This window comes from Dyadobacter sp. CECT 9275, assembly GCF_907164905.1.
GTDB lineage: Bacteria > Bacteroidota > Bacteroidia > Cytophagales > Spirosomataceae > Dyadobacter > Dyadobacter helix.
The window spans coordinates 1,090,138-1,105,365 of the sequence record NZ_CAJRAF010000002.1 but is presented as its reverse complement, the minus strand read 5'-3'; the positions used below and the strand labels follow the sequence as shown (position 1 = coordinate 1,105,365).

Sequence of the window (15,228 nt, the reverse complement as noted above, 5' to 3'; positions counted from 1 at the left end):
TGAATTTTTATTTACCGTCCATGATAACTACCTGAAGTCCTGAACATCTTATAAACCTCAAATTCTATGACATGATATTATACTCCCTGAAAAAATTGCGGGCCGGCGTGCACGTACTTCTGATCCCGGGTGGAGGCCATTCCGGGTCCTTAATTCCATTTAACCTAACATATTAATCCATAATTAAATTATGCACGATTGTCTATTAAACCGTAACATGGTGGCGAGGATTGCGGGTTTATCCGCGCTGCCGATTTTATTGCTGGGCGGGACTTCGGCCAGCGCTTTTGCCAGTGGTGGAGCTTTGGTGAACCATAACGTTAAACAAAGATTCGAGTCAGTTGCCGAGATAGAGATTAGCGGTAAGGTGACAGGTGAAGACGGCGCCGGTTTGCCTGGTGCCAGTATTCTTGTAAAGTCCAGCACCCGAGGTACCATTACCGACGCGGATGGAAACTTTAAGCTTGTGGTTGACAGCGGAAATGCGGTTCTGGTGGTGTCTCTTGTAGGTTATGTTTCTCAGGAAATCACGGTTGGATCACAAAAACTGATCAACGTTACCCTCAAGGGAGATAGCAGGGTATTGGAAGAAGTAGTCGTTGTAGGTTATGGGGTGCAGCGTAAAAGGGACGTAACAGGCTCCGTTGTGTCTGTAAGTGAAAGCACGTTAAAAGAAGTGCCTGCACCAAACCTGATCAGTCAACTGAAAGGCCGTGCAGCTGGCGTTTCAATCATTAGTAATGGAAGTACGCCCGGTTCGCAGGGGCAAATCAGGATCAGGGGAAACCGGACCCTTACGACAAGTTCAGGTACTGCCGACAGCCAGGATGGCCCTCTTGTGGTAGTCGACGGAATACCATTTGGAGGCCTTAATGACATCAACCCCGACGATATCCTCAGTCTTGAAGTACTGAAGGATGCCTCGGCAACCGCGATTTATGGTTCTCGTGGCTCGGGTGGGGTAATTTTGGTAACAACGAAAAGAGGTAAGGTGGGTAAGCCGGTATTCAGCTATGACGGATATCACGGAGAAACAAGGGTCATGGGAAAATTCAATGTGATGAATGGCCCCGAGTATGCCCAGTTTAAAGCCGATGCGGCCAAATACAACCGTACCAGCCCGGGAACATCCGGTTATGTGCTGACTCCAAAAGAACAGGAAGCACTTGATAAAGGTATTTCCACCAACTGGCAGGATCTTATTTACAAGCCGGGTTTTATGTCTAACCATCAATTGGGCGTACAGGGTGGTAGCGAAAATACACAGTATTCACTGGGGTTAGGCTATTTCAATGAAACCGGAATCATCCCGAGCCAGAGTTTCCAACGGTTCAACATCCGCGCGACTATCGATCAGAAGATTGGAAAACATGTGAAAATCGGGCTCAATACGCTGAATACCCTCACCTATACGAAAACGCCCGGTGGGGGAGGCGTGCCCGGCGGACTGGTGCGTTTGACACCCCTGGCGTCGCCTTATAATGCGGATGGTACCGTTAATATGTTTCCTGCGGAAGGTTCTATTGATGCGGCCGGTGTAAGTCCGCTTACGATTCTGACCAAAAAAGATTCGTACATGGGCCGTACACGTGCGCTCAGGACATTCAACAGTATTTTTGCGGAGGTCAATATTTTACCGGGACTGAAATACCGGTTCAACGCGGGTCTGAATTTCAGCCAGTCCAATTTCAATAACTACAATGGTCCGCTGACCTATTTCAATTCTGCTACCACTCAAGCGTCATCGAATGCCGAGATCAGCAATACAGAATATTGGGATGTAAATCTTCAGCACTTGCTTTATTTCGATAAAACATTTGCTGGCAAGCACAAGCTGGGCTTTACAGCACTTTATGAGTATACCAAAAATCACTCGCTGGGTAGCCGTTTCACGGTAACAGGGGTACCGGCGGATTATATCAAAACATCAAACTTTTCGCTTGCATCGGGTCAGCCTGTCGCAAGTTCGGATTTTGGGAACTCGTTTTCTGAAACCGGCTTGCTTTCATACATGGGAAGGCTTAACTATAGTTACGCCGACAAGTATTTGCTGACCATGACGCTTCGCAGAGACGGATCTTCAACACTGTCTCCCGGGAACCAGTATTTTAACTATCCGGCTATCGGTCTTGGATGGAACCTGATCGAAGAAAATTTTATAAAATCAGCCGATTTTATCTCCAATCTTAAATTACGTGGTGGTTGGGGTATATCCGGAAACAGGAATGTGGGTGCCTATTCAACGCTCGGAGCATTAACAGCAGGATACTACAATTTCGGAACGGGTACTGCAGGCCAGCAACTGGCTTATACGGTAACCAGTCTTCCGGCCAGTGACCTGACCTGGCAATCTACAGCACAGGTGGATATTGGTATCGATTTCGGAATTCTGAACAACCGTATTACTGGTTCGGTAGACTGGTATCATCAAAAAACCAAGAATATTTTGCTATCAGTGCCGCTTCCCGCGAGTAACGGTGCCAGTTCTACGCTGAAAAACCTTGGTAAAACAGAAGGCAAAGGGGTGGAAGTAGCCGCCACCTTTGAGATCATCAGAAAACCAAAAGGATTCAACTGGAGCGTAGATGCCACTTATTTCTTCAACCGTGAGAAAATCACGCAGCTGACAACACCCCAGGAAATGTCTAACATAGGTGCGGGCTGGTTTGTGGGTCAACCACTTTCAGTTATCTATGATTACAAAAAGCTGGGTATCTGGCAAACAGCCGACAAAGAAAATGGTACTTTGGCTAAACAAACTTCTCCTGTACAGCATCCTGGGCAAATCAGAGTGGAAGATCTTAACGGTGACGGAAAGATTGATGCAAATGACCGTCAGTTGCTGGGTAATTTTCAGCCCAAATGGGAGGGAGGCCTTACCACCCGGTTCAGTTTCAAAAATTTTGATGCGTCCGTTGTTACTTATGCGCGGATGGGAATGAAAGTAATTGTGCCTTACCTCACCGGTAACTCAACAGGGTCAGGAGGATTTGCCTTTTTCAACCAAAGCCGGGTGAACCAGGTGAAAACGGATTACTGGACAGAAACAAATCCGACCAACGCATTTCCTGCTCCCGATGCCAGCGGAGCTGTGGCGAACTTTGGCTCTACGCTTGGGTATTATGATGGTTCATTTATCAAATGCCGTAGCATCAACCTGGGTTACACTTTTGAAAGTAATCTGATCAAAAAGATCGGCGCTACATCGGCCCGTATCTATGTAAACCTGACCAATCCTTTCATCATCTATTCTCCGTTGGTGAAAGATAATCTGGCGATAGATCCGGAAGGAAACAGCTACGCCAGCGGTCAGTCGACGCTCAACCCGGATGCTTCCAGCGAGCGAGGAACGCCGGAACGTCAGATCTCGGTCAATCTTAATAATCCTCCGGTAAGACAATTCACTGTGGGTGTTAACCTTAAATTCTAATCCGATCATGAAATCTATAAAAATTCTGATTACTGCCGGGCTCATCGTTTCACTTAGCTCCGGTTGTGAAAAAGTGCTCGAAGAGCATCCGCAGTCCCAAATTGTCCCTTCTTATTTTAACAGTCCTTCAGGTGTACTGGGAGGCATAGCAGGGGTGTATAACGATATTCGGAGCCAATGGGGTACCGAAGGGTTTACGGTTGAAATGCAAGCCGGAACCGACGAGTTTATTCAAGGTGTCAATGCGGGTACGGGTAATGCGTATACCTACAATGGATTGAATAGCAGTAACTTTGGTTCAGCATGGGGAATTGCCTTCCAGGATATCAACACCCTGAACGGCGTGCTTCAGTATGGTCAGACAATTGAATTACCTGAAACCACGCGGAAGCAGTACCTGGCGCAGGCCAAATTTCTGAGAGCTTTCTGGTATTTCTACCTTGTACAGACCTGGGGAGATGTGCCGCTGCATACGGAATTCATAACCGTAGCCTCACAGGCAGCTTCGCGGCAGCCTGCGGCAGAGGTTTATGAACTGATCATTAAGGACCTTACGGAAGCGGCAGCCGACCTGCCTAACCAGCCTACCGCTCCATTTCTTGGAAAGGCGGCAACCAAACCCGTTGCACAATTCCTGCTCGCCAAAGTATATCTAACCCGCGGATGGCTGAATAATACGGCCGCTGATTTTACGCAGGCTGCAAAAATCTGTGATGAAATTATTGCGAGCAAATCTGCTTATGGTCTGGATCTATGGCAGGATTACGGAGACGCATTTGTGCCTGCAAACGACTATGGAAAAGAAACGATGTTTGTCAGCGACCATGTGCTGGATCCCAAGTATGGTTATTATAGCGTCGGTGGAGCTGCCGGGGGCGGAGCAGCGCAAAACCTGACCCCCTGGTTCACCAACTGGAATTATCCGAACAACAGTGGTATCAATTCCTTCAAAAATGCTTCGGGAGGTTTTGTCAACAACGGAACTTCCGGAATGATCCGCGATTCGTACTATGGCCGGCCATACGTGCGTATGCGTCCTAATTCAGATAAGCAGGCCACCGGTACGCGCGCTGGTAAAAATTATTTTCTGGATCAGGCTTTCACAAACCGTGATGTCGATTCTCGTTTTGCAAATTCATTTTACACGGTTTATATCTCAAACACGGCTGTCACCAATTCAGCTACTGCTGCCAACAACAGCCGGGGGATTGGTTACACGACCGTACCGGGTGCGGACACAGCCGTTTGGCTGCCCGACTATGAAGTGCCAGGTGCCCCCCAGTTTGTAGGGTCCAGGCCATTTAAGGGTATTGTAGTGCCGCCAAGTCTTTGGAACAACAGCATTTATCCGGCATTAAAAAAATACATGGACCCCAGCCGAGGTGCTAATTTCAATGATCCTTCTACACGCCCATGTGTTTTGTATCGCTTTGCTGATGTATACCTGACCGGTGCTGAGGCGCATTTCAAAGCAGGTGAGGCTTCCCAAGCCGCGGCAATGATTAATGTTTTGCGCCAGCGCGCAGCATTCCGTAAAACCAATACTTCCGCTCAGAATGCCGCTGCTGCCGCGGCTATGACCATCACTTCGGCTGACGTAACACTGGATTTTATCCTTGACGAACGAAGCCGTGAGTTTTTCGGGGAATGGCAGCGTTGGCATGACCTTGTAAGAACACGCTCACTTGTCCGTCGTGTGCAGGAGTGGAACAAAGAGGCGGCTCCTTACATCAAAGATTTCCACATGTTACGTCCTATCCCGCAGTCGCAGATTGACAGGGTGGTAGAGGGTCCTAAATTTCCACAAAATACAGGTTACTAGTAACAAAGTGGTATAAAAACAATAAGCCTGGGACGTATGACTGCTAGGAGTGGTGCTGCGTCCCAGGATTTGATTTTGCGGCTGATCGGATCCATTCAGACAAGTAGTAAAAATCCAACGCTTAGGCTTTTTAATGAAAAAATAAATAATGAGACGATTTAATAAAAATCTGATAATCAGTTTTTTGATTGCTGTCACCGTTTCCGGACAGGCGATCTGCCAGAAAACGCCTGAAAAAATCAAACCTTTGGTTGAAGGTATTTACACAGCAGATCCGTCAGCCCATGTTTTTAATGGGAAAATCTATATTTATCCTTCTCATGATGTGGAAGCAGAGGTACCGCAGGACGATGAGGGCGGGCACTTTCAGATGCGCGATTACCACGTGTATTCCATGGACAAGATCGGTGGTAAAGTGACCGATCACGGGGTGGTGCTCGATGTGAAAGATGTACCCTGGGCTGATAAGCAAATGTGGGCCCCGGACGCCGCCTACAAAAATGGGACTTACTTTCTTTATTTTCCTGCGAAGGACAAAGAGGGCGTCTTTCGCATTGGCGTTGCTACCAGCAAGGCACCGGGCGGACCTTTTAAAGCCCAGGCCAAGCCTATTGAAGGAAGTTACAGTATTGATCCGGCTGTGTTTACAGATGCTAACGGTAAGTCATATATGTATTTGGGAGGTATCTGGGGCGGGCAGCTCCAGCGCTGGCATACGGGCGTTTACAATAAAACTTTAAAGACCGATCTTGGCAAAGGCCATGAAAACGAGCCTGCTTTAAGTGCAAAGGTTGCCCTGATGAAGGAAGACATGCTATCATTCGCGGAGCCGCTGCGAGATGTGCAGATCCTGGACGCAACAGGTAAGCCTTTGCTTGCCTCCGATGCCAGCAGACGCTTTTTTGAAGGAGCATGGATGCATCGATTTGATGGAAAATATTATTTCTCTTATTCCACGGGCGACACCCACCTGCTGTGTTATGCAGAGGGAACGTCACCTTACGGTCCTTTTACCTACAAGGGCGTCATTATGACTCCGGTTGAAGGCTGGACAACGCACCATTCGATTGTTGAAGTAAAGGGGAAATGGTATCTGTTCTATCATGATGCTGAACTGTCGGGGAAAACCCATCTGCGCAATATAAAAGTAAGAGAGCTGTTCAGAGATAGTAATGGAAATATTAAGACAATAACTCCTTGATAATAAATATATCATTATTCATTTCTATCAAAAATTACTATGCAAATCGAAAGACGAGAATTTTTATCAGCCCTGGCTTTGGCGGGAGCGGCTGTATTTTCGGGTAACCCGCTACTGGCGGCTACGGCTCCGAAAAAGGAGAAACTGGGTATCGCCCTGGTGGGGCTGGGCTATTACAGCACAGATCTTCTGGCACCGGCGCTTCAGATGACCCAAAAATGTTATCTGGCCGGTATTGTTACCGGCACACCTTCCAAAGCCGAGGCCTGGAAGACAAAATATAATATTCCGGATAAAAATATCTATAACTATCAAAATTTCGATCAGATTGCAGACAACCCCGATATTGATGTAGTATATGTAGTATTGCCGCCTTCGATGCACCGGGAGTATGTTGTGCGCGCTGCAAAGGCAGGCAAACATGTCTTTTGCGAAAAACCTATGGCGCCCTCGGTAGCAGATTGTGAGGCGATGATCAAGGCTTGCAACAGCAGCAAAGTGAAATTGGCGATTGGCTACCGGTGTCAGCATGATCCTAATATCCAGGCCATTATGAAGCTTGCCAAGGAGCCAAAATTTGGTAAAGTAAAAATGGTTACCAGCGCGGCAGGTTATTTTGATGCACGCACCGATCACTGGAAACAAAAGAAAGCGCTCGGTGGCGGCGTCATGGGTGATATGGGCGTGTACGCTTTGCAGGGTGCGCGGCTGGCAACCGGAGAGGAACCCATTAGTGTTTTTGCCCAGGCTTCTACCACCCGTCCGCAGATTTATAAAGAAGTGGAAGAAACCATGATGTTTATGCTGGATTTCCCAAGCGGTGCAAAAGCATCCTGTCAGACCAGTTTTGGTATCAATATGAATTACCTGCGGGTCAATTATGAAAAAGGATGGGCGAGGCTTGAACCGCAGTCGGGTTACAACGGCAATAAAGGAAGTATGTCAGACGGTACCTTGATTGAATTTGCTATCAAAAATCAGCAGGCCAAACAGATGGACGAAGATTGCGACGCGATACTGCAGGGTTCGGATCTGCTCGTGCCGGGAGAAGAGGGGCTCAGAGATATACGGGTAGTGGAAGCCATTTACAAATCGGCGGCCTCGGGGAAAGTTGTAAAAATATAGGCAGGTGTTTCAGCGGCTTGTCTCCGCAGATTAGATAGCCAAAAAGGCCGATTAAGGTATTTAAATGGAGATCAGAGATTTATTTAGTAGTGTGTTCTTTGTCGGCGCACTATTTTTTAGCTCATGCGCAAGTGCGCAGACTACTCATATTGTCAATCCTGTTTTAACTGGTTTTTACCCTGATCCCAGTGTAGTGCAGGTTGGAACGGATTATTATCTGGTAAATTCTACGTTCTCATACTTTCCGGGTATTCCCGTTTTTCATAGTAAGGATCTTAAAAACTGGAAGCAGATCGGAAATGTGATTGATCGCCCTTCACAAATGGATTTTATGGGCGAAAAACTCACCAGAGGTTTGTTTGCTCCCGCCATCAGCTTTCACAACGGTACCTATTATGTTACTTGTACTGATATTGACCACGACGGGAATTTCATTGTCACCTCCAGAAACCCCGCTGGCCCGTGGAGTAATCCTGTTCGCGTTCCGCAGGTCCGTGGCATTGATCCATCCCTTTTTTTTGATGAAGACAGCAAAGACTATATCGTCTACAACAGTGATGCTCCTGAGAGAAAACCGTTATACCCTGGCCACAGAACAATCCGGATTTATGAAATTGATCCTGTAACATTGAAGGTAACAGGCCAGGAAAAACAGCTGGTCAATGGTGGGGTAGACCTAAGCACGAAGCCGGTATGGATTGAAGCACCGCACATCATGAAAAGAAATGGCTGGTACTATTTGTATGCTGCAGAAGGCGGAACTTCGGTCAACCATACAGAAGTTGTTTTTCGCAGCAAATCGGTTTGGGGACCTTTTATTCCGTATGAGAATAATCCGATTCTGACTCAAAAAGGCTTGCCAGATGACCGTATAGACCCGATCACCTCGGCCGGTCATGCGCAGTTTGTGGACGGACCGGATGGCAAAACCTATGCCATTTTTCTTGCTGTAAGACCTTATGAGGGCAATTTTTACAATACAGGCCGCGAAACTTTCATGGCACCGGTTGAATGGAAGAATGACTGGCCGATCATTAATCCGCATAGCAAAGAAATCAAATATGAGTATACTGTAAATTATAAGGAAGTAAAGCAAAAGGATGCAAATCCGCAGGCTGGTAACTTTGCGTACACCCTCACTTTTGAAAAAACGCTGGATCCGGCGCTACTTTTTATGAGAACTATCGATAGCAGTTCATTCTCGTTATCAAAGAAAAGTGGCCTGACGATGAAATTAAAACCGGAAACGATAATGGAAATGGGTAATCCATCCTTTATCGGGAAACGTCAGCAGCATTTGTATTGCACAACCGAAGTGGAACTTACATTTTCCGCTAGGTCTGAGAACGAGAAAGCAGGGCTGACCATTTTTCAGGATGAATCTCATTTTTATTTTTTGAGTAAATCCATTGAAAATGGTAAGCCGATGATCCAGCTTTACAAAAGCAGGACCGGTAAAAAGGATTTGGAGCTATTGGCACAAATGCCTTTCACCGATGTTTCAAAACCGGTTAAACTGCGCATTATAGCCGAAGGCGATTCTTACAGCTTTTACTTTTCAAAGGGAGCGTCCTGGCAGCTACTGAAAGATAATGTTGACGCTAAATTTCTGAGCACGCAGGTTGCGGGAGGATTTATTGGTTGCCTGTTTGGTATGTATGCCACTTCAAACGGTGAACCAGCAACAAATAATGCCTCCTTTAAATATTTGAAATATAGTGGTAACGACCCAATGTATCCGAAGATATCAAAATAAGGGTTAGCGCATAGTAATGTAATAATTTATAAAACATCCTTTGAAACGATGAAAGAGTTTATCTCCCTTTTAATGGGCATTTTGCTGTTTGCGCCAGCGGGTAACGCGCAGGAAATCCTAAAAAAAATGCCCGCAGGTTATGATGTTGCACAGGCGGGTGTGCCCATAGGGAAAATTGATTCGGTTACGTATCGGTCGAATACGGTTGGTACCATACGTAAGGCGCTGATTTATAAACCTCCTGGTTTTGATAAAAAGAAAAAATACCCAGTCCTATATCTATTGCATGGGATTGGAGGTGATGAAAAGGAGTGGTTAAAAGGGGGAAATCCGCACCTGATCCTGGACCATCTTTATGCCGAAAAGAAAATTGAGCCCATGATTGTGGTGATGCCCAACGGCAGGGCCATGAAAGACGACCGGGCAGAGGGAAATATCATGGCGCCCGATAAAGTGGCAGCATTTGCCACCTTTGAACGGGACCTTCTCACAGATTTAATCCCTTTTGTAGAAGGCAAATACCCGGTATTGAAAGACCGGGAGCACCGTGCCATTGCCGGGCTTTCCATGGGAGGTGGCCAGGCCTTAAACTTTGGTTTGGGGAACCTGGATCAGTTCGCCTGGGTGGGTGGTTTTTCGTCAGCTCCGAATACCAGAATTCCAACCGAGCTCATGCCCGATCCTGATCAGGCCAGAAAGAAATTGAAATTACTTTTCATATCCTGTGGAGACAACGACAGGCTGATCACTTTCAGCAAACGAACACATGATTATATGTTTGAGCATCAGATTCCGCATGTGTATTACATAGAGCCCGGAGTACATGATTTTAAGGTCTGGAAAAATGGATTATATCTGTTTTCGCAGTTTTTGTTCAAACCGGTCGATCAGGCCTCGTTATCCAAGTATACCATTCTGGGGACACGCGCCGAAACAAACATCCGCACGGCTCAATATCCGCAGATTTTACCAGATCACCGGGTAGTTTTCAGAGTAAAGGCGCCTGATGCACAGAAGGTTCAGGTCGATCTGGGCAGAAAGTATGAAATGCAAAAGGATACCAGTGGTTACTGGACCGTAACAACGGATTCTATCGGAAAAGGTTTTCATTATTATTCGCTTCTGATTGATGGCGTAGCGCTGGCCGATCCTGCGAGTGAAACCTTTTATGGCATGGGCAGAATGGCCAGTGGGATTGAGATTCCCTACCGCAATGGCGGTTATTATGCGCTGCGGGATATTCCCCATGGTGATATCCGGCTCAAAAGATACTTTTCCAGAGCCATGGGCACCTGGCGTGAAATGAATGTTTATACGCCTCCTGGTTATGACAGTTCCACAGAAAAATATCCCGTGCTGTACCTGCTTCATGGCGGTGGTGAAGACCAGCGTGGCTGGGCAAAGCAAGGTAAAACAGACCTGATTTTGGATAACCTGATTTCCGAAGGAAAAGCAAAACCGATGGTGATTGTGATGTTGGACGGAAATATGGGGGGCTCAGGCGGGATTGCCGGTTTTAATGAAAATGTGCTGAAACAATTTGAAAATGAACTAAAAATGGGTGTCATTCCATTTGTGGAAAGCAGTTTCAGGGTGGAGACGGACGCTAAAAACAGGGCGCTCGCCGGACTTTCCATGGGCGGGCTGCAAACTTTATACGCCGGGATAAAAAACACAGAAATGTTTTCGTCCCTTGGGGTATTCAGTTCCGGCTGGTTTGCCAATAATACGGCTCTTTCTGATCCGCAGTATGCTTTTATGAAATCCAACGCAGAAAAGATCAATGGCAACCTGAAAAACTTCTGGGTCTCAATGGGTGGTGAAGAAGATATTGCTTTCAAAAATTGCCAGATCATGCTTGCCAAATTTGACGAGATGGGGGTTAAGTACAAATACAGCGAGTATCCTGGAGGACATAGCTGGCCTGTCTGGAGACATGACTTGTTTGAGTTCTCACAGCTGCTATTTAAGTAGCGAGCTGTTAGTTGTAAGCAGATAGCAAATCAATTTTTAATCAACTTATGTCATGATAAACTCGCAAGGATTAAGGTTTTGTTGTCGATTTGTGGCTGTATCGGTGGCATTACTTTCTTCAAATAATCTTTTGGCCCAAAAAACGCTGAAGAGTGCCTATCGGGATTTCTTCCCCGTTGGTGTGGCAGTTGCACCAAGAAATCTTACAGGGCCTGAAGCGGAATTAATCATAGCGCAATTCAGCAGTCTGACGCCCGAAAATGCCATGAAAATGGGACCAATCCATCCCGAACCAGACCGGTATGCCTGGCAGGATCCGGATGCCATCATAGCTTTTGCCCAAAATAATGGCATGAAAGTAAGGGGCCATACCTTGTGCTGGCACAATCAGACACCGAGATGGTTTTTTACAGATTCAACTGGCCGGCAGGTAAGCCGTGAAGTGCTTCTGGGGCGGTTGAAACGGCATATCAGTGAGGTTGTGGGTCGCTACAAGGGAAAGATTTATGCCTGGGATGTGGTGAATGAAGCTGTGCCCGACACAGGAATAAGCATTTACCGCCGGTCGAAATTTTATGAAATAATAGGGGAAGATTATATTGAAAAGGCATTTGAATATGCCCACGCAGCGGATCCCGATGCCAAGTTGTTTTATAATGATTACAACACTGAAAACACGGCAAAAAGGGAGAAGATCTATCAGCTTGTCAAAAAGTTAAAGGACAAAGGTGTACCCGTAGATGGTGTCGGATTACAGGGGCACTGGTCCATTTATGAGCCAACTGCCCAAGAGCTTGAAAAATCCATCAGTCAATTTGCGAGCCTGGGTGTGGCGGTCCAGATTACCGAGCTTGATATTTCCGTGCATCCGAAAGAGCATGTAAGACGTGCTAAAAAGCCAGCAGATACAGGAGAGCTGACTGCTGAGATGATAGCGAAACAAGCGGCTCAGTACAAAATGCTTTTCGACGTATTCAGAAAATACAAAGGCGTCGTTACCGGCGTCACGTTCTGGAATGTGTCGGATAAATCCAGTTGGCTGGATAATTTCCCGGTACCCGGCAGAAAAGATTATCCGCTTTTGTTCGACGAAAACTATAAACCCAAAAAAGCCTTTGAAGGGGTTGTCAATTTCTGAGAGGCTTTTGTAAAGATTACATTTTTTTAAAACAGGGTACAAATTTGGTGTGAGCGATCTGCGCCAGATTTGTACGGAGATCCGCCCATCTGATGCGTACTTCGAAATTATTATCGCTGCTAATATTATTCTTTTCCAACAGTCTTTCTGCACAGATTCGTCTGCCTCGCCTGATTGGCGATAATATGGTATTACAGCGGGAGCAGCCAGTTGAAATTTGGGGCTGGGCATCACCTAAGGAAAAAGTTACAGTATCGCTGAAAAACAAAAGTTACAGCACTGCGGCTAATGCAGAAGGCAGGTGGAAGATTCAGCTCCCGGCACAGCCGGCGGGCCGCGGCTTTGAAATGGCATTAAAAGGTAAAAACCAACTTCTGATCAAAAATATTGCGTTTGGAGATGTGTGGTTTTGCAGCGGGCAAAGTAATATGGTCATCAATATGGAGCGTGTCAAGGAGCGTTTTGCTACGGATATTGCTTCGGCCAATTACCCCGAAATCCGGAATTTTTTTGTTCAGCCACGCACTAGTCTGAACGGCCCTGAGAATGATTTTCCTAGTGGAGAATGGAAAGCAGCGAATCCCAAAGATGTGCTGAGCTTTGGAGCGGTAACATATTTTTTTGCGAGAGATCTTTATGATCAGTATAAAGTACCAATCGGAATTATTAACAGCTCAGTAGGAGGTACGCCCATTGAAGCCTGGATCAGCGAGGGAGGTTACAAAGAGTTTGCAGATATTGAAAAGATCATTGCGCAAAATAAAGACACGGCTTATGTCAATTCGTTCAAACGCATTATTGTCAGGAACAACGCTCAGCTGACGAAGGTAGCCGATCAGGGACAGATCGAACATTGGGAAACTAGCAGTTATCAACCCCAAGGGTGGCGAAATTTTAATATTCCAGGTTATTGGGAAGATCAGGGATTGAAAGACCTGAATGGGGTGGTCTGGTTTCGGAGAGAATTTGAAGTTCCTGAAAACTGGATTGGCAGGCCTGCCAAACTTTACATGGGTCGTATTGTGGATGCTGACGAAATGTATGTCAATGGCAAAAAAATTGGAAATACAACCTACCAGTATCCGCCGCGCCGATATGAGATCCCGGCAGATTTACTCAGGTCTGGTAAAAATACATTTGTCATCAGGGTTGCAAATCAGGCTGGTAAAGGTGGTTTTGTTTCCGATAAGCCTTATTTTATGTCGATGAATGACGAGCAGATCGATTTGAAAGGAACCTGGCAGTATAAAGTAGGGGAGGTGTACCAACCCCGGGAAAAAGGAAATTTTGGCAATCAGATGGTGCATCAAAACCAACCCACGGCATTATACAACGCTATGGTGGCGCCTGTTTTACCCATGAAACTCAAAGGATTTATATGGTATCAGGGAGAGTCGAATGTCGACAACCCTGGGCCATATAACAAACTGCTACCCGCTTTGATTAATGATCGGAGACGTTTATGGAAAGAACTCGAGATCCCCTTCCTGGTGGTGCAGCTGCCCAATTTCCAAGACATAGATTACACGCCCGCGGAGAGTAATATGGCCCTGATCAGGGAAGCGCAAAACCAGGCACTTCGGTTAAAAAATACAGCTGTAACGGTAACAATTGACCTGGGCGAATGGAACGATATTCACCCTTTGAACAAAAAGGACATCGGGAAAAGACTGGCATTGTCCGCAAGAAACCTGGCTTACCATGAAAAGAGTGTAGTTTGCAGCGGTCCCAGATTCCGGTCTCAGGATATTTTGGGTGATAAGATTATTCTGACATTTGATGAAGTAGCAGATGGCATACGGTCCAGAGATGGAGAAGATTTACGCTGGTTTTCCATAGCAGATTACGATAAAAAGTTTGTTTGGGCAAAAGCCCGCCTGATGGGCAAAGATCAGGTAGAACTGTTCAGCGAGTTGGTGAAAACGCCTAAATACGTTCGCTACGCCTGGCAGGACAATCCAGAGGGAGTTAATTTTTATAATTCCGAAGGCCTACCGGCTGCGCCTTTTCGGACGGATGCCGAAGTTCTGGATGATTCAAAACCCTGGAAAGGGAAAAAATGCGCCGTTGTGCTGACCTATGACGATGCACTCAACGTCCATCTGGATCATGTGATTCCGGCGCTGGATTCTTTGTGTCTGAAGGGGAGTTTTTATCTGACAGCCTCGTCGGATGCAGCTAGAAACAGGATCAGCGACTGGCGCGCCGCTGCAGCCAACGGACATGAACTGGGTAATCACACGCTGTATCACCCCTGTGATGCCACCCGTCCGGGGATGAGCTGGGTAAAACCGGAGTATGATCTGAGCAGATACAGTCTGGCCAGGATACAAGACGAGATCAAAATGTGCAACGCCTATTTAAATTCAATCGACGGAAAAACGAAACGGACTTTTGCGTTTACCTGCGGACATAAAAAAATAGCCGAAGGGGAGTTTATCCATACACTTTCCGATGAGTTTGTAGCCGCAAGGGCTGTCAGGCATGAAATGCACACCGTTGACGAACAAAATCTGATGGATATGGACTGTTACGGTATGTCCGGGCAGACCTCAGATGAGATGATCGCACTGGTCAACCAGGCAAAGGAAAGCGGCAGACTCCTGGTTTTTCTTTTTCATGGGGTGGGAGGTGAGCATGCCTTGAATGTTTCCAGTCAGGATCACAGCCGGCTGCTGCGTTATTTGAAAGAAAATGAAAGCGATATCTATATCGATACCCTGTTCAATATGGCGGCGCATATACGTGATGTGAAAAAATAAATATGAGGTGTTAGATTCAT

The 15,228-nt window shown here is 46.4% G+C and carries 8 protein-coding genes; all 8 read left to right on the top strand.

Translation table 11 applies throughout. The annotated features are described in order from the left end of the window. The first annotated feature begins 190 nt into the window (after positions 1–190). The 8 genes from KOE27_RS12580 to KOE27_RS12545 all read left to right on the top strand — a co-directional run bounded on the left by KOE27_RS12580 (position 191) and on the right by KOE27_RS12545 (position 15,208). Positions 191–3,430, top strand: coding sequence for a SusC/RagA family TonB-linked outer membrane protein (locus tag KOE27_RS12580; protein ID WP_229252758.1), 3,240 nt, complete (start codon positions 191–193; stop codon positions 3,428–3,430). Positions 3,431–3,437: 7 nt separating this feature from the next. Further along, the gene (locus KOE27_RS12575) at positions 3,438–5,252 is read left to right on the top strand and encodes a RagB/SusD family nutrient uptake outer membrane protein (protein ID WP_215239228.1); all 1,815 of its coding nucleotides are present in this window, start codon (positions 3,438–3,440) and stop codon (positions 5,250–5,252) included. A 148-nt stretch (positions 5,253–5,400) separates the two neighbouring features. Then, on the top strand, positions 5,401–6,453 hold the full coding sequence (locus KOE27_RS12570) for a glycoside hydrolase family 43 protein (protein ID WP_215239227.1): 1,053 nt from the start codon (positions 5,401–5,403) through the stop codon (positions 6,451–6,453). Between the two features lie 39 nt (positions 6,454–6,492). Continuing rightward, positions 6,493–7,578, top strand: a complete 1,086-nt coding sequence (locus tag KOE27_RS12565; RefSeq protein ID WP_215239226.1) for a Gfo/Idh/MocA family protein — start codon at positions 6,493–6,495, stop codon at positions 7,576–7,578. A 64-nt stretch (positions 7,579–7,642) separates the two neighbouring features. Beyond that, positions 7,643–9,334 (top strand): glycoside hydrolase family 43 protein, encoded by a 1,692-nt coding sequence (locus KOE27_RS12560; RefSeq protein WP_215239225.1) that lies wholly within the window; start codon positions 7,643–7,645, stop codon positions 9,332–9,334. A 48-nt stretch (positions 9,335–9,382) separates the two neighbouring features. Further along, on the top strand, positions 9,383–11,308 hold the full coding sequence (locus tag KOE27_RS12555) for an alpha/beta hydrolase-fold protein (protein ID WP_215239224.1): 1,926 nt from the start codon (positions 9,383–9,385) through the stop codon (positions 11,306–11,308). A 52-nt stretch (positions 11,309–11,360) separates the two neighbouring features. After that, entirely contained in the window at positions 11,361–12,446 is a 1,086-nt protein-coding gene (locus KOE27_RS12550; RefSeq protein WP_215239223.1) for an endo-1,4-beta-xylanase, read from the top strand. A 92-nt stretch (positions 12,447–12,538) separates the two neighbouring features. Then, the gene (locus tag KOE27_RS12545; RefSeq protein WP_215239222.1) at positions 12,539–15,208 is read left to right on the top strand and encodes a sialate O-acetylesterase; all 2,670 of its coding nucleotides are present in this window, start codon (positions 12,539–12,541) and stop codon (positions 15,206–15,208) included. The last annotated feature ends 20 nt before the right edge of the window (positions 15,209–15,228 follow it).